This is a genomic window from Fulvivirga kasyanovii (assembly GCF_009711405.1).
GTDB lineage: Bacteria > Bacteroidota > Bacteroidia > Cytophagales > Cyclobacteriaceae > Fulvivirga > Fulvivirga kasyanovii.
This window is the reverse complement of record NZ_SMLW01000638.1, coordinates 1-22,606: the sequence shown is the minus strand read 5'-3', so window position 1 is coordinate 22,606 and position 22,606 is coordinate 1. Positions and strand designations below refer to the sequence as shown.

General features: G+C 45.7%; 16 protein-coding genes. 11 read left to right on the top strand and 5 right to left on the bottom strand.

The window, feature by feature from the left end; genetic code table 11:
* Complete coding sequence (locus E1163_RS22235) at nucleotides 1-1,254, top strand: tetratricopeptide repeat protein (RefSeq protein WP_155174673.1); 1,254 nt, start codon at nucleotides 1-3, stop codon at nucleotides 1,252-1,254.
* A 348-nt stretch (nucleotides 1,255-1,602) separates the two neighbouring features.
* Here E1163_RS22235 and E1163_RS22230 read toward each other — a convergent pair whose 3' ends face one another.
* From E1163_RS22230 to E1163_RS22215, 4 genes are all read right to left on the bottom strand, one after another.
* Nucleotides 1,603-3,384 (bottom strand): DUF3472 domain-containing protein, encoded by a 1,782-nt coding sequence (locus E1163_RS22230; protein ID WP_185156179.1) that lies wholly within the window; start codon nucleotides 3,382-3,384, stop codon nucleotides 1,603-1,605.
* Nucleotides 3,385-3,515: 131 nt separating this feature from the next.
* A complete protein-coding gene (locus tag E1163_RS22225) occupies nucleotides 3,516-5,165 on the bottom strand; it encodes a RagB/SusD family nutrient uptake outer membrane protein (protein ID WP_155174672.1) in 1,650 nt (549 codons plus the stop codon).
* 17 nt (nucleotides 5,166-5,182) lie between these two features.
* The gene (locus E1163_RS22220) at nucleotides 5,183-8,098 is read right to left on the bottom strand and encodes a SusC/RagA family TonB-linked outer membrane protein (protein ID WP_155174671.1); all 2,916 of its coding nucleotides are present in this window, start codon (nucleotides 8,096-8,098) and stop codon (nucleotides 5,183-5,185) included.
* A gap of 1,020 nt (nucleotides 8,099-9,118) precedes the next feature.
* Nucleotides 9,119-10,951 carry a sodium:solute symporter family protein gene (locus tag E1163_RS22215; RefSeq protein ID WP_343033920.1) on the bottom strand — a complete coding sequence of 611 codons (1,833 nt, stop codon included), beginning with the start codon at nucleotides 10,949-10,951 and terminating at the stop codon, nucleotides 9,119-9,121.
* 234 nt (nucleotides 10,952-11,185) lie between these two features.
* Here E1163_RS22215 and E1163_RS22210 point away from each other — a divergent pair, with 234 nt between their 5' ends.
* The 10 genes from E1163_RS22210 (at nucleotide 11,186) to E1163_RS22165 (ending at nucleotide 21,108) form a co-directional block, all read left to right on the top strand.
* Nucleotides 11,186-12,325: an SIS domain-containing protein gene (locus E1163_RS22210; protein ID WP_155174669.1), complete on the top strand. Its 1,140-nt coding sequence runs from the start codon at nucleotides 11,186-11,188 to the stop codon at nucleotides 12,323-12,325.
* Nucleotides 12,325-13,248 carry a 1-phosphofructokinase family hexose kinase gene (locus tag E1163_RS22205; RefSeq protein WP_155174668.1) on the top strand — a complete coding sequence of 308 codons (924 nt, stop codon included), beginning with the start codon at nucleotides 12,325-12,327 and terminating at the stop codon, nucleotides 13,246-13,248. The genes E1163_RS22210 and E1163_RS22205 overlap by 1 nt, the downstream gene beginning before the upstream one ends.
* Nucleotides 13,238-14,185 carry a carbohydrate kinase family protein gene (locus E1163_RS22200; protein WP_155174667.1) on the top strand — a complete coding sequence of 316 codons (948 nt, stop codon included), beginning with the start codon at nucleotides 13,238-13,240 and terminating at the stop codon, nucleotides 14,183-14,185. The genes E1163_RS22205 and E1163_RS22200 overlap by 11 nt, the downstream gene beginning before the upstream one ends.
* Before the next feature lie 7 nt (nucleotides 14,186-14,192).
* On the top strand, nucleotides 14,193-15,035 hold the full coding sequence (locus E1163_RS22195) for a class II fructose-bisphosphate aldolase (protein WP_155174666.1): 843 nt from the start codon (nucleotides 14,193-14,195) through the stop codon (nucleotides 15,033-15,035).
* Nucleotides 15,016-16,044, top strand: a complete 1,029-nt coding sequence (locus E1163_RS22190) for an amidohydrolase family protein (protein ID WP_155174665.1) — start codon at nucleotides 15,016-15,018, stop codon at nucleotides 16,042-16,044. Before E1163_RS22195 ends, E1163_RS22190 begins: the two co-directional genes overlap by 20 nt.
* Nucleotides 16,045-16,084: 40 nt before the next feature.
* The gene (locus E1163_RS22185) at nucleotides 16,085-17,491 is read left to right on the top strand and encodes a Gfo/Idh/MocA family protein (RefSeq protein WP_155174664.1); all 1,407 of its coding nucleotides are present in this window, start codon (nucleotides 16,085-16,087) and stop codon (nucleotides 17,489-17,491) included.
* 134 nt (nucleotides 17,492-17,625) lie between these two features.
* Nucleotides 17,626-18,408, top strand: coding sequence for a transcriptional repressor AgaR (gene agaR / locus E1163_RS22180; protein ID WP_155174663.1), 783 nt, complete (start codon nucleotides 17,626-17,628; stop codon nucleotides 18,406-18,408).
* A 20-nt stretch (nucleotides 18,409-18,428) separates the two neighbouring features.
* Nucleotides 18,429-18,680, top strand: coding sequence for a hypothetical protein (locus E1163_RS22175; protein WP_155174662.1), 252 nt, complete (start codon nucleotides 18,429-18,431; stop codon nucleotides 18,678-18,680).
* A gap of 525 nt (nucleotides 18,681-19,205) precedes the next feature.
* A complete protein-coding gene (locus E1163_RS22170) occupies nucleotides 19,206-19,763 on the top strand; it encodes an RNA 2'-phosphotransferase (protein ID WP_155174661.1) in 558 nt (185 codons plus the stop codon).
* Between the two features lie 103 nt (nucleotides 19,764-19,866).
* On the top strand, nucleotides 19,867-21,108 hold the full coding sequence (locus E1163_RS22165) for a hypothetical protein (RefSeq protein WP_155174660.1): 1,242 nt from the start codon (nucleotides 19,867-19,869) through the stop codon (nucleotides 21,106-21,108).
* A 20-nt stretch (nucleotides 21,109-21,128) separates the two neighbouring features.
* On the opposite strand, the gene E1163_RS22160 is transcribed toward E1163_RS22165, so the two are convergent.
* The gene (locus E1163_RS22160) at nucleotides 21,129-22,445 is read right to left on the bottom strand and encodes a cytochrome P450 (RefSeq protein WP_185156178.1); all 1,317 of its coding nucleotides are present in this window, start codon (nucleotides 22,443-22,445) and stop codon (nucleotides 21,129-21,131) included.
* Nucleotides 22,446-22,606: the final 161 nt, after the last annotated feature.

Below are 22,606 nucleotides of genomic sequence, written 5' to 3'. Positions count from 1 at the left end.
ATGACAGATAACCTAATCAACAGGGCAGAGCTGCTGATGGAGCAGCAAAGATATTCGGAGGCTGAAAAAATACTGAGAGATGTACTGGCCACCAACCCCACGGATATTCAGGTGCTGGCACTGCTGTCTGAGGTCAGCCTTCAACTGAACAAGTATGATGAAGCTTACATGCTGATCAATTCGGCGATAGGGGTGAGCCCTGATATAGGCCATCTGTTTTATATCAAAGCCAGAATAACCATACATCAGGATAAGTACGATGAAGCCGAGGAAAATATAAGCCGCGCTTTGGAACTTGATCCTGCCGACGCTGACTTTTATGCTCTGTGGGCCTCCATAAAGTTGACCCGGAAGCAGTTTGAGAAAGCGCTGGAGCTGGCGAACAAGGCATTGGAGCTGGACGCTCAAAATTTACTTGGTCTCAACATCAGAAGTACAGCGCTGCTGAAACTCAATAAAAAGGATGAATCCTACAAAACCATTGAAGGAGCCTTAAAAGAAGACCCTAACAATGCCTATACCCACGCCAATTACGGCTGGGGATTGCTGGAAAAAGGAGACCATAAAAAGGCGCTGGAACACTTCCGGGAATCGTTAAAGAATGATCCTAATTTCTCTTACGCCCAGGCAGGTATGGTAGAAGCCCTGAAAGCCAACAACCTTTTTTACAGGCTGTTCCTGAAGTACGCCTTCTGGATTGGTAACCTGACTGCCAAATATCAGTGGGGTGTAATTATAGGTTTTTATTTGGGAGTGAAAGTATTAAAATCCGTTGCTCAGAATAACCAGGCGTTGCAACCATTTTTGACCCCTCTGGTCATATTGTTGTCGCTGATAGCATTCTCAACCTGGGTAATATCACCGCTGAGCAACCTATTTTTGAGGTTAAACCCCTATGGAAAACACCTTTTGGATAAAAAAGAGATCGTCAGCTCCAATTTTGTAGGAGCCAGTTTGCTTGTGTTCCTGATTGGCGTCCTGTTCTATTTTATAGCCAGTGACGATAAATTTTTGACCGTCGCCTTTTTTGGCTTTGCCATGATGCTGCCCCTCGGCACCATGTTCAACGCCACAAAAGTCAAACACGCCCTCATCATTTACACCGCCGCAATGGCCCTGATCGGAGCAGGAGCAGTATACATAACCTTCACCACAGGTGAAATATTCAACATGCTCACCCCCATCTTCGTCATCGGCTTCATCGGCTTCCAGTGGGCCGCCAACTTCTTTCTGATCAGGGAGAATAATGTTTAAGTTCGCGTTAACCGGTCATCGTAAGGAAGTAATCGGTGACCGGTGAATTCGTGAACAAGTAAACAGTAAACAATGAAACTGTTAAGCCCCTCGTCATCCCTGAATTTTCTTCATAAAACTTTATTACATCGCCACATTATTGAAAATATCAGGGATCTCGATGATCGAGGCAGTGCCAGAACCTAACGTAGTACACCTAATAATGAGGAGATCGCTTCTTCGTTCGTACCTCTCTCATCGCGATGACGGTCAATTTACAGTTCCGAAGCAGTGACAGAAATAGTAACCTCAAAACAGAGACAGCCCAGCCACCATCCACCAGTCGTACCCATCACAAAGACGATACAATCAATTCCTGACATACCCACCAATCTCCGCCATAGCAGCAAAACCAGCACCGTCATGGGCCGATTTCATCACTACCTTCAAATACCTGAAAGTCGCACTCTGCGGCAGGTCAATATGCTGGGAAGCAGCAGTTTCGGCCAAAACATAATCGCCCAGGCTTTGCCAGTTGCTGTTATCGGCACTTACTAAAATTTCAATGTCCTTTACCTTTCGCGAGCCATCACGCTGTATGAAATGAATGCCATCAACCGTAGAAGAGCTGCCCAGATCAATAGTGATGTGATGTGGGTAGGAGTAAGTCTGATCGCAGCCAGACCAGCAGCTATGCCAGTAAGTGGCCGCATCATCATCAAGCACTAAAGAAGCCAAACCGTTGGAACCTTCGCCGCTGGTAGCCTCAGAGCTGAAATCAATCACACTCCAGGCAGCCTTATCAAGATAGACAGGCTCTTCCGGCAAAGAAGGCACCTCCAGTTGTGAAAAGTCTATATTGGGAGCTGAACCATTGCCAGTTCTGCTGTGGTTCGTGTCTATGGTGGTATTGTCGCTGAAAAAGCCACAATTCTTCATAAAGAACGTATTGCCACTGGCGCCTCCGGCATAATCGAGCCTGTTGCCCTTACGAGCGGTGGCATCGGCAGTAAATCTAGCCTGGGTCAGCTCATGCCATTGACCGCCGGTGTCATACACCCACTGGTTAGTATACTCGCCCTTGCGGGAAATGAAGCCCGTTGTGGTGTTAAAATTTTCCAGAAACGAATGGAAATTGGTCAGGTAAGTGCTTGTATATGGCCTTCTAAAGCTGGCGATCAGTTTCCATTCCCCGGTTTCGGGAGCATAGAAATAGGCAGTGTAATCAGTAGAATTATTTGGTGCAGGCTCACCTTTGAGCAGGAATTTGTACTTGGTTCCGGCCTGCCAGTCAAATACCTTATAGCTTTGTCCGCCGGAGCCTTCGTTGCCGAACTCACCGATAGTAACACCCTCACCGCTGCCCAGCAGTATGATTTTATAATCTTCCGGTATTTCATCCGGGTTTTGCGTGTCGTACGGACTCCAAACTGAAAACAGTACGCGTCTTTCAGTTTCAGAGTTTACCTGCATGCCGAAATATCCCTGTCCGAAGCCATTGGCCATGAAATAGGAGCCGATAACATCCTGCCCCTGGGGTACGGTGATCTCATTATAAAACCACAAAATATCCTTGCCCTGAGGCAGTTGATAGCTCAGATGAACAGATGGGCCTCTCCGTCCCCAATAGAATTCATCCTTAACATAAGTTACATCCGATGAAGTGGCAGGCCCGCCGATCAGGACATCATTAATATCAGCTATATAGTTGGATGATTTGCTGGTGCACTCAATTTCAATATAGTGATACCCGGTTTCAGCGATGTCAAATGTGCCGACCTCAATGTTTTTGTAGTTGGTATTGCTGATGGTAATTTCCCTGGACTGGCTTCCTATCGTTACTTTTAATGTAGAAGCCCCTGTTGGAGCCTTGGCATTTAACCCCACATTCAAAATACCAGTAGCATAAACTTTAAAATAAGTTCGGATGATGTTGGCCTCGTTTGTCCAGTTATGGATTCCCGCATCAGAGATGATGGAGCTGTTTTCTTCAATATCATTGACGACCCAGCTATTGCCTCCCGGAGGTATGCTGATGTTCAACGCCAGCGGCTTGTTGTTTTGTGCGCTTTCTTCCTCAGTATCAGGTACAGGAGTGTCGCTGTCCGGTGAGCAGGAAAAGAACAGAAAAAGTGAAATAATAAATGCCATAAAGCAAGATGTTGGTTTAAAGGTGTTCATGGTAAATAGGTTTGTGAAGGTTGCCCGACTGATCTTTCTTATCAAGTGATAGAAATGTCAGTCAGGCAACCCCGGTGGTTGAAATTTATAAATGGTTTATTTTAATCATTCTGTTTCAGCGTAGGCTGTACGATGATCTGGCTTTCAGGGATGTACTCTATTACACGATCATCGGTGGGCAATACCTGGTAGTACGGATTGCTTCCGTTCAGGTGAGAACCCGGATAACTTCTGTTCATCGTTCTGTTGTTTCTGAAAACATCGAATTTTCTATGGCCTTCAAAAGCCAGTTCAAGCCTGCGCTCTTCCAGTACAGCATCCAGCACAGTAGTGCCGGCCGGAAGTTCACCTACGCCATTGTATGCAGGTATACCGGCCCTTTCCCTGATGATGTTGATATTTTCAAGAGCCAGGGCATCATCACCCATTTTAGCATAAGCCTCAGCTTTGTTCAGGTACATCTCCCCAAGCCTAGAAACTACCGGGGACCAAAGCTGGGCCACATCCTCCTGGAGCGAAGTTTTGAGAACGTAGAACTTAGGAAAACCATTACGCTTATACAGGTCATAGCCTTTGGTGACGTATACTTTTTCCGCAGAAGCATTGATGTAGAAATGAAGCGTGCGCCCATTGACCTCTTCAGACTGCACTTCGTAATCGACATTATTATCTGTAAAGAATGTTGAGCCGCCGTCTTCAAAAGTAAGCCTGAACTGATATTTATAATCCGCATCAACCCAGTAAACGACGGGTATCTTATCCCCATTGTCATCCAGGATGTACTGTGGATCAATAAACCCTTTCCGGGCGTCTTCCGGGTGCCTGTTGATCAGGTCGAGGTAAGTGCTTGAGGCGTACATTTCTCCCCAACCCGTACCTTTGATGTTGGCAAAAAGAGAACCCACCGTATACCAGCCATGGTTGTAGTCCGACTCTTCCTGGTACCTGAAGCAGAATATGGTTTCAGAGTTATCCTCTGGTGCCAGTTTAAAGTAATCTTCCAGGTTCGAATTAGGGATCAGGCTGTAATTCCCTGAAGCAATTACCTTATCTGCATAGTCGATTGCCCTTTGGTTATCCTCCATGTAAAGAAACACCCTTGAAAGCAGTGCCTGGGCAGCCTCTTTGGTAGCATATGCATTGGTTTTGGGTATAGTCATCAGCACCTCAGCTTTTAGCAGGTCTTTTACGATCTGTTCGTATACCTGGCCTACAGTATGCCTGTCAGGCAAATCATCAATTTCAGAAGTTAGTTTTAAGGGCACTCCAAGGTTTTCAGTACCCTGGCTGTACGGCCTTCCGTAAATGTTGACCATCTGAAAATAAATAAGGGCACGGAGATAATAATTTTCACCGATCAATTGGTCTCTTTCCGGAGATTCACCTTCCTGCGCCAGCTCTATCACTTTATTGCAGCCCACTACTGCCTGATATGCCGCCGTCCACATGTTGTTTGACCGGTTGTTAGTGGTTATATTCTGATAGTTATAAGAATAGAAGAGCGGGTCGGTCGTGTTTCCGCTTAAAGACACATTGTCTCCCGGATATTCACTGAGCCTGAATAATTGAGGCGCGAAACCATTGCCATCAGCATCACCCTTAAGAATGGCATAAGTGCCCAAAGTTGCTGACTCCAGGCCGCCTTCGTTTTCAAATAACTCTTCCGAGGCTACGGAGTCGTACGGAAACCGTTCAAGCTCACAAGCCACGAAGATGGAAGAAAGTAATATGAGTAGAGATAATTTTTTCATCTTGTTCATGTTTTGGATTAGAATGAAATGTTCAGGCCGACAGCTACACGTCGTGATACAGGGTACAGGTTAGAGTAAACTCCTTCAATACCCACCTCCGGGTCCATGCCAGTGAATTTGGTGAAAGTCAGCAGGTTGTCGCCAGATACATAGATTTCCGCCGTGCTCATTTTAAGCTTGCTGATCAGTCCGGTGGGCAGTGTATAGCCCAGGCGGATATTTCTCATTCTCAGGAAGCTGCCATCTTCCAGGTACCGGGAAGAGGTTTTGTTCGACAAGTTGTTGCCACCATAGAAAGCCTGAGGGTGAGTGGCCTGGTCGCCCGGCTTTTCCCAGCGGCTCCAGTCATCGGCAAGCACCTGCTGGTTGTATGTAGGGTAAGCGCCGTCAGAGTCATAGAGCTCGCGGCTGGCATTGTAGATCTTGCCACCTTTCGAGAAAGCAAAGTTTGCCGACAGGGTAAGGCCTTTGTAGCCCAGTCTGGTATTGAAACCTCCGTAGAAGTCAGGAGAAGAAGTGCCTACAATTTGCTTTGTAGCTTCGTTCCAGTCCGTAGTTTCAGAAACTTCGCCGGTTTCAGGGTCTACTACCTCCCACAAAGGAGCCCCGGTTTCAGGGTCTACACCGAGCCATTTGTTTAAAAACCATGAGTTGAAATCCTCACCAACACGGGAAACATTCCTTCCCCGGTCTATTTCCTGGTCCTCATATAGCTCCGTGATCTCATTGTTGTTAGAGCCGATATTGAATCCTACGTTCCAGGTAAAGTCGCCATCTTTAAAAATATCCACCGATGCCATGGTTTCGATACCCGTATTCTTCACGCCACCAATATTTTCCCAATAACCCGTGTAACCGGAAGCGGAAGGTAAAGTGACGAAATAGAGCAGGTCAGAAGTGTTTTTGTTGTAATACTCTACCGAGAAATTAACCCTTTCGAAAAGGAAAGCATCGATACCGATATTCGTCTGGTACGACTTTTCCCATGACAGGTCATCGTTGCCCAACTGCGAAGGAGTGGTTACAGGCGCACCATTGTAGGTGTTGCTGAGGTTGTACAAGTCATATTGCGGGTAGAGAGAGCTTGGCCGGTTTCCTACCGCACCATAACTTCCTCTCAACTTCAGGGAGTTGATCGCTGCTACATCAAAAAATGCCTCGTTGTGGATGTTCCAGCCGGCGCTGAAAGAATAAAAGGTACCATATTGGTTGTTTCTTCCAAAGTTTGAGGCTCCATCCCTTCTGATGGAAAACTGGGCGAGGTAACGGTTGTCATACGAGTAATCCGTATTGAACAGGAATGATTGCAGGGCATAATCATTCTTAAACCCGTTGACATCGGCAGGCTTGGCGGCATTATTGAGAATTTCCGTGCCTGAAATAATGCCATAGCCTGTCGCCCCCAGATCTTCAAACACATAGTCGTTGTACTCATAAGCTACCAGGGCATTGAGATTGTGTGATCCAAATGATTTGGAATACCTGAGCATCTGGTTGGTGAACCTTGTGATCCGTTTGGCTGAGTAAGTGTAAAGCTCTCCGTTATTGGCCTCGCCGGAATTAGAAGCCGGATCAGTGTATGACTTGCTGTCACTGCCATAAAGCGTGATGTTATTGGTAGAGATGAAGGTCAGGTTCTGCAAGATGTCAAACTCGACGTCAAAGTTGGAAAACAGATTGAATGAAGTACCTTCCGAATAGTTCCATTGCAGGTCGTAGAGGTAATTACTCCTGTCGCGGCCATACCAGGTCACACCCTGGTCCTGAGGGTTGATAATGGTGCCGTCTTCTTCATAGGCAGCATCCCAGGGCAGGTTAGTATACATTTGATATAAAGAATGCTGTTTGTTGTCCCTTTTGCTATAGTTTGCAGCGATCTTGGGTTTAAGAGTCAGGCGCTCACTCACGTTATAGTCGTGATTTAGCCTGAAGCTCAGCCGGTCATACTCATACCCCTTCACCGTACCGGTTTCGTCATAATAACCCAGGGATATGAAAGTTTTTGATTTGTCTGTTCCTGCTGAAAAAGCCAGCGTATGGTCTTGCACCACACCGGTTTGTGTGCCATTTTCGATCCAGTTGAAATCAGTTTTTAGCACGTCATCAGTGATTTCGGTGGGTATGCTTGAAGGATTGGCAAACTGGCCATAGTAATCATAAAGCTGGGCAGAATTCATGACCTCAAAGTTGCCCTGATTGAAATAGCTGTAACCTGTCCGAGTAGAAAGCGACAGCTTGCTTTTTCCTGTTTCCGCCTGGGTAGTGGTGACTACTATCACACCGTTGGCACCTCGTGAGCCATAGAGTGCTGTTGCCGAAGCGTCCTTGAGTACCGAGATGGATTGTATTTCATTAGGGTTGAGGTTAGGCGTGCCATGATAAATAGCACCATCAACAACCCATAGCGGGTCAACATTGCCATTGAGTGAGGCTATACCCCGGATACGGATCACCGGCATGGATCCGGGCTGCCCTGATCCTGTAACTACCTGTACACCCGCAGCTTTTCCCTGTAGCATAGTCGATACATCCGGGGAAGTCACATCAGTGAGCTCTCCGCCATCAATGCTAGTGACCGATGAAGTCACATCGGCTTTCTTTTTATTGCCGTAAGCTACCACCACTATTTCCTGTAACTCAGAGATAGAAGGCGTTAAAGTAACATCCAGCGAGGTGCGGTTGCCCACCTGCGTTTCTAATGTTTCATATCCTATAAAACTGAATATCAATGTAGAAGAGGGGTCTACATTGATAGTGTACTGGCCGTCAACATCAGTAACTACACCCCGTGTAGTGTTTTTCACCAGTACGCTGACTCCCGGCATGGAAGTGCCTGTTTCTGCATCCAGTACCTTTCCTGATACCCTTTGCTCCTGAGCATAAGAAGCAGAGAATATAGAAAAGCAAAGTAGCATGAGCGTTAATTTTCTCATAATCAAATGGGTTAAAAGATTAATCGGTTGTTTTAAGTTTTCCTTTTAAAGACTATGAAAGTAATTGTCTTCTTAAATCTTTTATTTCGTTGCTTTTTATTGAAAATCAAGACCTTAAAAACGCTTAATTCTTTCTTAATCTTTCGACAATATAGAAATAATATGAATTAATAAAAAATAATGAAACTTTTTTTCTTTCGTTTTATTTCTTTATTCAAATTCGAAAGTAAAGAAAGTTGTGCTTTGCTTTGGTGCTATAAACTAAGCCAGAGGTATGGATGTTCCAATGCAATCCCACTCAAGTCATCCCGGACGCACCCCGATGGTAGTCGGGTAAGAATCCGGGATACCCTGATTAAGTGTGCAGTCCAGAGTTCGGGCACTGCCCCGATCGGGGAGATACTGAATATTTTCTATGAAGTCCGGTGGTGATTTTTGAGTGCGCAAAAGAAAATTTCAGGAAGACACGGCGTTTCGAGGGTATTCGAAGAGTATTTGGAGAATAAATCACAACATCTGAGAGTTGTTCCTTGACTACTCGACGAGAAATGTCGCCCGATTTAACATTTCTATATCTTCAGCAAAACTCCCTTGTTCTCCGTCGCGCTAACCATTTCTTCTTCTAACGTCCCAGTAGAGTCTCTCGTAGAGGGATCTACGGCATTCGGATGCACAATATTTTAGTTTTGCATACCTCTGACATTATGCAAATGACGTGTGTTTCGACAGGCTTTGACGGGTTTTTGGGGATTAATTGCAATATCAGAAAGTTATTCTTTTTTGATCTCTAATAAGACATGTCACCGGTCTGACGCCTCTATATTCTTAAACAAAACTTTCCTTTGTTCTACCAAGCAAAATCCTTGCACTACACAACTCCTCCCTCGAGGGAGATGGTCGTAGACCGGAGGGTGTTTTCCGCCAGCCTAACCATCCCAAAACACTGATTTCCGGGTAGAGTCTCTCGAAGAGGACTCTACGACTTGCCTGCACTCTCCTGGTCACAATGAAATCTCTGCCCTAAAACACCCGCTCCTTGATCCTACTCCAAACCCTCCAAAGCAGATACGCGCCAAAAACGACCACACTGCTAAGTATCATGGCTTTGGTATGCATCCCATAGATCCAATAGCCCGTGGCGAACAGCGCGCCATAAACGATCAGGCAGCCCAAAAGCATGGCAATAATACCCGACGGGACACTCCATGATTGATCAGAAGAGCTAATGCGGTGCCCTGATGTCTCCGCGTGGGAGACAATCTTTTTCCATCCCGGGCCTCCCGGCTGTACCTTTTTATAGAAGCTGAATAAAGTCTGATCAGTTTCAGGCCGGGTTGCTAGTGTGGTGATCAGCCATGCGGCCGTTGTGAACAATACCACTACCGGATAAGCAGCCCAGTCAGGCATAAGGCCATTTATTGGCTCTCCGGCGGCTGATGTGCCGCCAAATAGTTGTGTTCCAAGCGAAGTGAAATTAATTAAGATTGAAATAAGGCCTGATGAGAACATAGCGATAATCTCACTCCAGGCGTTGATCCGCCACCAAAACCAGCGTAGAATAAAGATCAGGCCGGTGCCGGCCCCAAACATCAGTATGATGTTGAAGAGTTGCAATGCATTGTTTAAAACCAGTGCTAATGCTGCACTTACAACCATCAGTAATATAGTTGAAACCCTTCCAACGGCTACCAGCCTTTTTTGCGAGGCTTCCTTATCGATGAATTGCAGGTAAAAGTCATTGACGATGTAAGAAGAGCCCCAATTGAGGTGGGTGGAGATGGTAGACATGTATGCGGCTATCAATGAAGTAAGTACAAGTCCGAGCAGGCCATTGGGTAGCTTGGTCAGCATGGCGGGGTAGGCCAGGTCATGGCCCAGTTTGTCTGGGCTGATGTTGGGGAAAGCCTGTTGTATGCTGGCAATATCCGGATAAAGGACCAGGGAGGCCAGTGCAACCAGTATCCAGGGCCATGGACGCAGGGCATAATGTAATATGTTGAAGAAAAAGGTTGCGCCCACCGCATGGTTCTCATTTTTTGCGGCCAGCATCCGTTGTGCAATATAGCCGCCACCTCCCGGCTCAGCTCCCGGATACCAGGCACTCCACCATTGCACGGCAAGAGGAATGATTAGTAGCGTTATTAAAGCATTTGTGTCACTCAGGTCAGGTAGTATATTGAGTTTGCCGGCTACATTTTCATGATTAAGCAAGGGGCTGATGCCGCCTACCTCCGGTAAATTTACACAGTAGTAAGCAGCACCAATGCTCCCTGCCATCGCGACAAAGAATAACAAAAAATCTGTATATACAACACCTTTAAAACCACCTGCAGCACTGAAAATAACGGTCACGAGCCCTGCAATACCTACCGTTTGCAAAGGGCTCAGGTCCAGCATGATCTGGCCAATTTTAATGGCAGCCAACGTAACTGCCGACATGGCTAAAATATTGAAGATCACCCCCAGGTAAACAGATCTGAAGCCGCGCAGAAACCGGGCAGGTTTGCCGCCGTAGCGCAATTCGTAAAACTCAATGTCAGTGGTTACATTCGATTTTCTCCACAATCTGGCATAAATAAAAACGGTAAGCAGTCCCGTAAGTAGAAAAGCCCACCAGACCCAATTGCCGGATACGCCATTATTTCTCACAATGTCAGTAACAAGGTTGGGTGTGTCGGTAGAAAAGGTGGTGGCGACCATAGACAGGCCTAAAAGCCACCACGGCATCGTTTTCCCTGAAAGAAAATAGTCTGATGAGCTTTTTCCTGATTTTCTTGCTACCAGTATGCCTATGACAAGGGTGATGCTGAAAAAACTGCCTAATAATATATAATCAAGTGTGGAAAGTGATATCATACAGGTTTGAATTTTTAATGCAATGCAATGATAAACATAAGCTTAAGTAGCTTTCAATCTTTCGTTGTTTTGTTAGTTTGTCGTAAAAGTAATAAAAAATAAATATAACGAAACTTTTTTGTATTTCGTTTTATTTCTTTTTATTTGAAACATCGATCGGTTATGGATTGGCTGAAGATTCTCGCTTGTTGGAAATAATTCGATCGGATACATACTTTGAATCATTAGAATATGTCCATAGACACGGTTAATAATAAAAAGATAGATATCAACACGGGAAACGAAATTTTCAACCAGCCCCGTGTATGGAGAAAAGTTTTTGGTTTTATTGAGGGTAAGAGACAAGAGATAACAGATTTCCTTTTGCCGGTATTGTCAAATCCTGATCTCCGGATTGTGCTTTCAGGAGCGGGTTCTTCGGCTTTTTTAGGAGAAGCTGCAAAAAGTATAGTGGCGAAAAGTACGCGGAGGACCACCATAGCAGTTCCAACTACTGATATTGTAACACATCCTGACGTATTATTTACTAATGGTACCCCGGTGCTGTTGGTTTCATTTGCCCGCTCAGGCAATAGTCCTGAGAGCATGGAAGCCGTTACTCTGGCTGATGAATATTATAAAAATGTCTACCATCTTATCATTACCTGCAATAAAGATGGCCGGTTGGCAGGGTACTCCAATGGCAAGACCCTGAGCCTTGTGCTTCCGGAAGAAACCAATGATAAAAGCCTCGCCATGACAGGCAGCTTTACATCAATGCTGTTAACGATCCTGCTGATTGCAGATATGGAGAACCTTGATAAAATGAAGCTCATACTGGATAAAATGGTTGAGCAGGCAAAATATATTTTTGAGTATAAGAGCATTCTTGAAGGTATCATCGCGGATGACTTCGAGCGTGCAGTATTTCTGGGGTCGGGTGAAATGCTGGGGATAGCCAGAGAGTGCAGCCTTAAGCTACAGGAACTCACCGACGGTCAGGTCATATGCAAACACGACTCTTTCCTGGCGTTCAGGCACGGGCCAAGGGCTGTGGTCAATCATAAAACACTCATGGTATACCTATTTTCGGGCAGCGACCATGTTTTAAAATACGAAAAGGACCTTGCAGCAAACATTGCGGAAGACCCGAGGCAAATCAGGTCAATTTCAGTAGGTGGTTTGTCAGATCCTGAGATCCCGAATTCAGTATGGATATCGCTCAATACAGATCAGGAAGATCAGTTTCAGATTATTCCCGTTACGCTGGTTGGTCAGCTACTGGGGTATTACAAATCACTAAGCCTCGGCCTCGACCCTGATAATCCATCCGTTACCGGAGCGATAAGCAGGGTAGTGAAAGGAGTTAACATTTACAAAAAAGGGAAATAATGATATTGAGTATTTGCCCGAATCCTTCTATTGATACTTATGCCTGGCTGGAGCAACTGGAATCCGGACAGGTAAACCGTATCGGTAAATTGCAGGAGTACCCCGGAGGCAAAGGAACTCACGTGGCCATGGCACTGAAGGAGCTTGGAGTAGATGCCAATTTGCTGGGGATCTGGGCCGGTTATAGCGGGAGTTGGATCAGGCAGAAGTGCGAAGAGACCGGAATAGCCTGTGGAGGGATTACCGTGTCAGGTACCAGCCGCAAGTGCTATACTTTCAGGAGTCAGGACGACCGGTTTAACAACACGGAGCTTCTTGAACCCGGACCGGAACTCTCACAAAGCAGCTATGCCCGTTTCAGGGACGTTTGCTATCATCAATTTCCTCAGAGCGACCTCATTTGTATTTCGGGCTCATGGCCTCAAGGAGCACCCGCCAATGCCTGTGCCGGGATCATCGAACTGGCGGAAAGTGCCGGGAAGAAAATTATAGTGGATTGCTCCGGCGCTCAGCTTACCCCTATTATAAAGCAGCGGTTTTTCGGAATACACTTGAACGAGACCGAAGCCCTTGCTCTGGGTGCTGGTAATATTGAAAATGCTCTGGCTATGCTTAGTCGTCATGTAGAGCTGGTAGCCATTACCAAAGGAGCTGATGGACTATGGCTGAGCTATAATGATCAGGTAGTCCATGCGAATGTTGATATTGAGCATGTGATCAGTACCGTGGGTAGTGGCGATTGCCTCACGGCGGGTATGGCCTATGCAGTGCACAAAGGCTTTGAATTGGAAGATATTGCGCGGTATGCAGTAGCCTGCGGCGCGGCCAACTGCCTTTTTGAGGGCATCGGCCAGTTGAAAATAGATGATGTGGAATCTCTGTTACCAAACGTGAAAGTAAAAGTAATGGCTTATGGCAGCTAAGGATATTCTTGTAGTCGGAGAGTTGAATGTTGACCTCATTATGAGCGGCATGCCTTCCGTTCCTGAAATCGGAAAGGAGATACTGGCCCATGATATGACGCTGACCCTGGGGAGTTCATCGGCTATCATGGCTTCTAATATAGCCGCATTAGGTGCTGGTACGAGCTTCTGTGGCAAATTGGGGAGTGATTATTTTGGTGATTACATCCTTGGGGAGTTGCAGGGCAGGGGAGTGGATACCACCAGGATCACCAGGTCGCCCAATCATAAAACAGGGGCTACCGTAGTGATGAACTACGATCAGGACAGGGCCAATGTTACCTTTTGCGGTGCTATGGAGGCCTTGGGTCTGGAAGATATTCCTTGGGATAATTTACATGAATTCAGACACCTGCACCTTTCCAATTTCTTTATTCAGAAGAAGCTCAGGAATGATATCGTTGAGCTTTTCAAAAAAGCCAAATCATGTGGAGTAACTACCTCTCTCGATCTGCAATGGGATCCGGCCGGTACATGGGAATTTGATCATCAGGCCTGTCTGCCCTATGTGGATATTTTTCTTCCTAATGAGGCGGAATTACTGGCCCTGACCGGTAGCCATAATGCAGAGGAGGCATTGAGACAGATCATGCCACATGCCAACACCATTGCTTTGAAGTTGGGGGAGAAGGGGAGCATAGGTATTCGCGGCGACCAACGTACGGAAATGCCTGCCTTTAAAATCGCTCAGTTTGTAGATGCCATAGGGGCAGGAGATTCGTTCAACGCAGGTTTTATACATCACTGCCTCAAAGGAGCCACACTGGCTGATTGCCTGAAACATGGCAACCTCGCGGGGGCTTTGAATACTACTGCCGCCGGCGGTACCGGGGCTTTTGCTGACAGGGCTACACTTGAGGAGAGAATGCAGGCAATATTAAAAAATGGTTCAAAATAGCAGTAAGATGAAAATAAAAGAAAAGCTACAGCTTTTTACCAAACAGAAACGGGGTTTATTGGCTACCAATTTCTATAACCTGGAGACACTTCACGGTGTGCTTAAGGCTGCTCAGGAGTTAAATGAACCCTTGATTTTACAACTTACACAAAGTTCAATTGAGTATATGGGGCTTGACACCGCAGTTAAGCTTGGAAGAGCCGGCCTCAGGCAGTTTGGGGTAGAAGGGTGGCTGCATCTGGATCATGGGGGTTCTGTGGATCTGGCGCAGCGGTGCCTCGATGCCGGCTTTGATTCCGTAATGATCGATGGTAGTGAGTTGCCATTCGAAGAAAATATAAAGATCACCAGAGAAGTGGTGAAAAGGGCAGAGCAATATGGGGCTCATGTGGAGGCTGAGCTGGGCTACGTAGCCAAACTTGGGCAGTCGCATGCCAGGCAGGGCTTTACACAGCCTGCCGAGGCAAAGCAGTTTGTGGAAGCTACCGGAGTGGATGCCTTGGCCGTTGCGATTGGTACAGCACACGGATTTTATAAAAAAAGACCGGAGCTTGATATAGAATTACTCGCCAATATTGCGAAAGTCACACCGGCAACCCTTGTTTTGCACGGAGGTTCAGGTGTGCCGGAAGATCAGCTCCAAAAAGCTATTTCTAATGGCATATGTAAAGTGAACCTGGCCACGGAAATCAAAAATATATTTATGCAAACCCTGCAAATGGAGTTGGCTGGCAATGCAGAGATAGACCTTAGGAAAGTATTCCCTAAGGCCACCGGCCAGATCACTGAGCTGGTAAAAGGTAAATTGAAGATCATGAAAAATTCGTCGGATGTTGAAATCGTTCATTGATGCCCATGTACATTTGAATACCACCTCCAGGGCCAAGATGGAGCTGGCGCTCCGGCACAATGCTGCTTTTTTATCTATCAATACAGACATTCCGGATTTTGAGAGCCTCGAACAACAGGAGCAGATTGTCCTTGAGCTTCAGGCGCTTTATCCTGGCAGGGTACTCCACATTACCAGTTTCGACAACCGGTACTGGAATACGGATAAGTGGCTTGTCCACGTCCTGAGACAGATCAATAATGGCATCAGCAAGGGAGCTGTTGGTGTTAAAATGTGGAAGAACATCGGCATGGACAAGGCGCTTAGAGACGAAAAGGGTCGTTTTGTAATGATGGATGACGAGCGGTTTGATCCCATTTATAAATTTTTGATTGAAAAAAATATATTACTGATCGGTCATCAGGGTGAGCCACGCAACTGCTGGCTGCCACTGGATAAAATGACTGTAAACTCCGACAGGCAATATTTTGAGCAGCATCCCGAATACCATATGCACCTTCATCCGGAGTACCCTTCGTATGAAGAGCAGATGCAAGCCCGGAATAATGTACTTGAAAAGCATAAAGAGCTAAAATTCGTCGGTCTCCATCTTTTCAGTATGGAATGGGACCTGCACGAAGTGGCCGGCCTGCTGGACAGGTTCCCCAACACCATGACCGACCTTGCTGAGCGTGTATGCCATGTGCAGTTGCAGGCAAGGGATGATCATCAGAAAGTGCGCGATTTTTTCATGCGCTATCAGGATCGCGTCATTTATGGAACGGACGTAATTGATGACGGCACACTATCAGACAAGGAATTGAACGACAGATTTAGCGACCTGTGGCAGAGGCATTGGGATTTCTTTGCCACTGATAAGATACTCACGGCACCGGAATTTGAAGGCGAATTTAGGGGGCTTGCCCTGCCTCAGGAGGTGCTGAGTAAAATATTCAGAGATAATGCCGTAAACACATACGGTTTTGAAAAAGACATTTTTAACCCATTAGATAAAGTTACCACGAAATGATTTCAGGGTGACCATTACAAAACTTAAAACACATTAAGAAATGAAAGATAGCAGAAGAAACTTTCTCAAGCTTACCTCTATGGCTGGTCTTGGCTTTGTGGGAACCCGGTTAATGGCCTTTGATAAGCAGGATAACACCCTTATGAAAACCGTAAGCTCGGGAGAACGTTTCAATATGTCCGGTTTTGCCGCCCCTAAAATGGATAAGGTAAGGATCGGGTTCATCGGCCTGGGCAACCGTGGGCCGGGAGCAGTTAAAAGGATGAGCTACATAGAAGGCGTGGAGATCAAAGCCCTCTGCGACCTGAGGCAGGAGGCAACTGAGAAAACAAAGCAGATGCTCAAGGGCACCAAGCATAACCCTGATCTCTACTACGGAAAGGCTTACTCCTGGAAGGAATTGGTAGATCGTGATGATATCGATCTTGTATATATAGTTACCCCATGGGAGTGGCACACACCGATGGCTGTCTATGCCATGGAAGCCGGTAAACATGTGGCCGTGGAAGTACCTGCCGCCCAGACCATGGAAGAATGCTGGCAGTTGGTGGAAACCTCGGAGAAAACGCGGAAACACTGCATGATGCTGGAAAACTGCTGCTATGATTTCTTTGAATTACTTACATTGAATATGGCTCGTCAAGGCTACTTTGGAGAGATCATTCATGGCGAAGGAGCTTACATTCACAACCTGGTAGACCTTAATTTCAGCAAGACCTACTATGAGAGCATGTGGAGACTGAAAGAAAATGCCTACAGGGACGGTAATCTGTACCCTACCCATGGACTGGGACCCATTTGTCAGATCATGAACATCAACCGCGGCGACCAGATGGATTACCTGACATCACTCTCCAGTAATGATTTTACCATGCATCAAAGAGCTGCGGAACTGGCCCAAACAGATAGCACATACTCGGAATTTGCCCAGAATAAGTTCCGGGGCAATATGAATACCACCATGATCAAGACCAAAAAGGGGAGAAGTATGATGATCCAGCATGATGTGAGCTCACCACGCCCATATTCCAGGATCCATCTGGTAAGCGGCACGGAAGGGTTTGCCAGAAAATGGCCCGGCCCGGAGAAAGTTGCCAAGGGGCATAGCTGGCTTAATGAAAAAGAGTTTAATGCACTGGAGAAAGAGTATACGCCGGAAATTGTGAAGAAGGTGGGAGACCTGGCCAAAAAGGTAGGCGGGCACGGAGGTATGGACTTCATCATGGACTGGAGACTGATAGATTGCCTCAGAAATGGCCTGGCCCTCGATCAGGATGTTTATGATGCGGCCTTATGGAGTGTCGTGGGCCTTCTGAGTGAGAAATCTGTAGCCAATAGGGCGATGTCAATAGATGTACCCGATTTTACCGGAGGCAGATGGAAGACCAATGCACCGGTAGACATTTCCCTGCAGGGAGCAGGTACTACCAATGTACTGATCAAGTAAATAGTTTAAGGTTTGTTTAGATTAAAAAGAGCCGGCTTTCGTGGTCAGCTCTTTTTGTTTTTTCACACTAATGGTATATTGCGCAGGAGCATGGCCAAAGGTTACTTAAAATTCCTCTATATTTATGTTTTAACATGAAAGACAAAACAGGAGCAACAAAAAAGACGGCAGAAAGAAGATCGAAAATACTAGAACTTCTGGATGAGAAGGGACAGGTCAATGTAAATGATCTGAGTGAATCTCTCGGCGTAAGTGAAGTTACCATACGTAATGACCTGGACAGGCTGGAGCAGAACAAGCTCCTTGTGCGGGCACATGGCGGTGCTTTCAAAACCAGCAACATTACCCTTACGGTAACTGAAAAAAAGAAGATAAACCTTGACCTCAAACGCCTCATTGGCAAAAAGGCGGCTTCACTGATACAGGAAGAAGACAGCATTATACTCGACTCAGGCACTACCACCTTCGAGATCTCCAACAACCTCGGTGGCTTCTCAAAGCTTACTGTGATCAGCAATGCCCTTGACATTGTCAACAACCTGTCAAATTACGATAATATAGATGTCTTCATGCCCGGCGGCTACCTGAAAGAGTTCTCCATGTCGCTGGTAGGGCCAATGGCAGAAAGAAACTTTAAGCAGCTATTTTGCAATAAGCTCTTTCTGGGCGTAGATGCCATTAAGCCCAAAATCGGAGTGTTCACCCACCACATGGAGGAGGCGTACCTCAACCAAATTATGATCACTATAGCCGATGAAGTGATCGTAGTGGCAGATTCCACAAAATTCAAAAAGTCAGGCCTTGCTTTTATCTGTGGTTTCAGCGAAATAGACAAAATCATTACCGACAGCAACATAGAGCGTGAAGACAGGGAGTTTCTGGAGAAAAACAATATTGAAGTAATCATTGCCGAGTAGGCCGGTATCCGCCTTGTTTTATGAAAAAACGGTTGCTCATCTTCGGTTTGTTGACCCTTGCAGTGGTAGCAGGCAGGTTTTGGCTTGGAGTTTATATCCACGACGAATTTTTTGAAAAACATATCTTCGTCAAGCACCGCCCAATCTGGAAATGGAAGTTTTACTCACCCATAGGCATGAGCGATAAAACCCTAGACGACCTTTCACCAGAGCAGCAAGAGGAACAGAGACTGTTTGATGAATTCGTTCGTGACCGGGGTATGAGCAGGTGAACGAAATAATTAAAAAAATATCCTAACCGTCACCCTGAAATTTTCTGTTTTGTACTTTGAATATCACTACAAAACTTCGTAGAAAATATTCAGGGCCTCCAGGATATGGCAGTGCATAGACGTTTGACTGCATACTTAATAATGAGTTCCGAGGTTAAGAGTACCTCATAAGTCAGGTCTGTATAATGTCGAAGGGTATGTAAGCTGAAATGCCGCGGAAGTGTTATTTTTAACGCCAATCAATGAAAATACCAGGAATCCCTCCTAAAAAGAAAACCGATGTTAACTCCTGCTTTACTAAGCCTTTAAGGATTAGTAAAGCTTGCTATCCCAACCTGCAAGCTAGATTAGAAAGCAGGCACCTTAGCCTTAAATAAAAAATAACTTTAACCTTAGGCATATCATGAAATTAACCTCGAAAAACCTGCTTCACCCAACCCTACCATCCAAATTTCGTAAGCAGAAATTTAAACCTCTGGCCAATAAGAAAGGTTTAAAACAAAATACAAATTAAGATTAACAAAAATGATAGATGAAAAACAACATACCAGGCTGAGCAAATTTATCAGTTTGGTACTAAGACATAAACCCGAAACCATCGGGCTTGAACTTGACCAGGAAGGGTGGGCAGACGTTAACGAGCTTCTGGAAAAAATGAATGCCCGCCAGAAACGCATCGACATGGAAACGCTGAACCTGATCGTAGAGAACAATAACAAAAAGCGCTTTAAGTTTAATGAAGACCGGACCAGGATCAGGGCCAGCCAGGGGCACTCTATCCAGGTAGACCTTGGATATTGTGCGGTTGAACCACCAGAGGTCCTTTATCACGGAACAGCCCGGCAGAATACCGGAAATATATTTAAAACCGGGATCAGCAAAGGATCGAGGCACCATGTACACCTCAGCCTGGATGTAGAAACTGCTATCAACGTAGGACAGAGGCACGGCAAACCTGTAGTACTGACCATAAAAGCAAAAGCCATGCATAATGATGGCTATGAATTCTACCGGTCAGACAACGACGTATGGCTTACTGAAAATGTACCTGTACAATATATTTTGATGGAAAATTATAGTTAGCTATATTAAAATCACAATCAGAGCTAAGTGACTATTAAGAGTTTATGGATTATGGTGGTAAACTGCATCATCATAATAAATGTTAAACTAACTTCAGTCTATTATGAAAAACTCAGCTCTGATATGCCTGATCATTCTATTCTCAGGACATGCCTATACCCAGCCACCGGAGTTTACCACATACTCCAATGGCTTGATCTACAACGAATCTACTATGGACAAGCTCAGGTTTATCGTCGATTCGTTAAACCTGTCCTTCCAAAGCTGCGATCTCAATAAAACATTTTACAGCCAAAGCCAAACTACAGGCCACTATTTTCACCTTTCGGGAGACAGGGTAAGAGAGGCGCGGGAAGATGTTAAAGCCAATATTCCATTTGAGGAATTTCAGGAAAAGTACCCTGAAGCTTCCATTAGGAGTGATCTGCTATTGGTTAAGTTTGAGTATGAAGACTATAAGGGAAGAGATGTGATCGAAATCAGTGAAGTCAGTCTGGGAGAGCATTATGGCCACGACCACCGTATGGAAAAAAAATCACCGTTGCTGAAAGGAGACCTTTCCAACCCGTGGCTGTTCTCACACACCAAAAAATCTGACTATTGGGAAGAGTCTCTCCAGGGATTTTACGTCACCAGGCCATTGCAGCGCCAGCCCCTTCCACTTCAATATGCCCAAATGATAGGGTACGCCGATTGTTTAACCGATACAACTACACTAAAGCTAAAAGAAGATACAAAGAATGGGTGGGTTGATATGCCCGGGAACTGGCAGAGTTTATCCTTAAAGAAGCAGGAAAAATTACTGGACAACATGAGAAGTACCCATGTGGTTGGCTATTGCAGTCAGGACAGCCGACCGAGAGAGCATGCCGTAAATATTGCCATGTTATCCGCTGAAACCACCCATTGGGAGATATTCCTGAAAGCCCACCTGGATATCATGAACGACCGCTTCGACAGGGCATCCGATGGCAGCTATGCCTGGAGCCAAAGAAAAACCTACCTCAGGGAGCTGGAAGAGCTCAACATCAATGTAACAGACCTGATGTTTGGTATTGCTCTAAGAGTGGAAAACCCTGCGGAGAATCATTACTACGGAAGTGTCGGCAGGGTAGGGCGTGCCCTGGCAGAATCAAATAATAAGGAAGAGGTTGTAAGCGCTATGTTATCTATGATGGACGATGAGGACCTTGATCATTACAACAGGGTACTGGCTTATTATCTTTTCATGAGCTACAACAACCACATTAAGAATGAAAATGAGCGGAAAGAAAATACTTTGAAACTGAAGGGATCGATACAGAAGTTCCCCGAATTTCTCAGAGGCCAGTTTCCGGAGCAATAATAAACAGGATGGTGATGAGCCTACTGCCTTGCCTTCAGTTGAACGTTCAAAGGCTGCTCAGGCCTGAGCGTTAATAAAGGGTTAAAGCCTACATTCTTGTCTGTTAAAGGAATTAACTCAAACGCCTTTACCAGTTGCAGCATAAGGATCATCATTTCAAATATGGCGAAGTTGTTGCCAATGCAAAATCGCGGACCGGCCCCGAAAGGCATGTATTGTAATTTGTCTTTCAGAGACAGTGCCTTAAACCGCTCCGGGTTAAAGCTTTCGGGAGCGTCCCAATATTCATTATTGTTATGGATCAGGTAAATGTTAAGCATCACCTGCTTTCCTTTAGCAATCCTGTACCCATCCAGCTCATCCTCCTCCCTGGCCATCCTTACAATGTTCCAGATGGGCGGATGCCTGCGTAAAACCTCTTTAACAGTCAGTTGAAGATATTCGGTGTTAGAAAAATTGATGAGATCAATATCTTCAAGTTTTTCTATTCCCTTAACTTCATCATATAGTTTTTGCTGTACCTCAGGGTGGTGTGCCAGCATATGAAAGCCCCAGGCCAGACCTAATGCAGAGGTTTCATGTCCTGCAATAAAGAAAGTCATCAGCTCATCTCTTATTTTCATGAACTCAGCGTCAGGGTCATGGTGCTGCATCAGCACGGTAAGAATATCGTTAAACTTATCCTGACCTGCTTGTTGCCTGTCCCTGACACACTTTCTGATCAGGTCATTGACCTCCTTCATCATCGTATGGTAACGCCTGTTTTGCTTTGTAGGCACCCATACAGGCACTTTAAAAGGTGAGCGGATGCGGTTCGTTATGAACTCCTGGCTAAACACCACGTCTGCAATCATTTTCTCTTTCAGCACTTCATCCTGGTAGTTGATAAGCGAATTGAGCAATACGTTGAGTGTTAACCTTCCCATCTCTTCACTCAGGTCGAGTGTGGTGTTGGGTTGCAGGCCATGAATAAAGGATGTTCCGGTATTCCAGACCGAGGGGAGCAACTTTCTCAGGTCATTTTTATGGAAAGAAGGTTGAAGTGCTTTGCGTTGCTGGTGCCACTGCTCACCATCCGCAGTTAGCAGGCCATGGCCCAATACCCGTGCGATCTCCCGGTAACCCTTGCTTTTCTGATACCTGTCCTGATGTGTGGCCAGTATTCTGTGTGCATGCTTTGGTGAGTTGGTAACCACAAAATCACCCATAGGCAAATTCAGGTCTACCGGAGCTCCAAACTTTTCTACAGCCTCCTGCATGTACAGCACAGGTGAGCCCTGGAATTTTTTGAGGTTCTGAAATTTGCTGTTTTCAGGAAAAGCGATCGGAAGGTCCATGTAACATCGGTTTAAGCATTCAAACATAGGCAATCCTTCCCGATTTTATTTCACAATTATTCTGATTCAAAGTCTCTTGTAGCCGCTAACCGGTAATTTTCTAAAATCCCTGATTCCCGGTATTGAAACTGGCGATATCACCCGCTACATTTGCCTGCTCA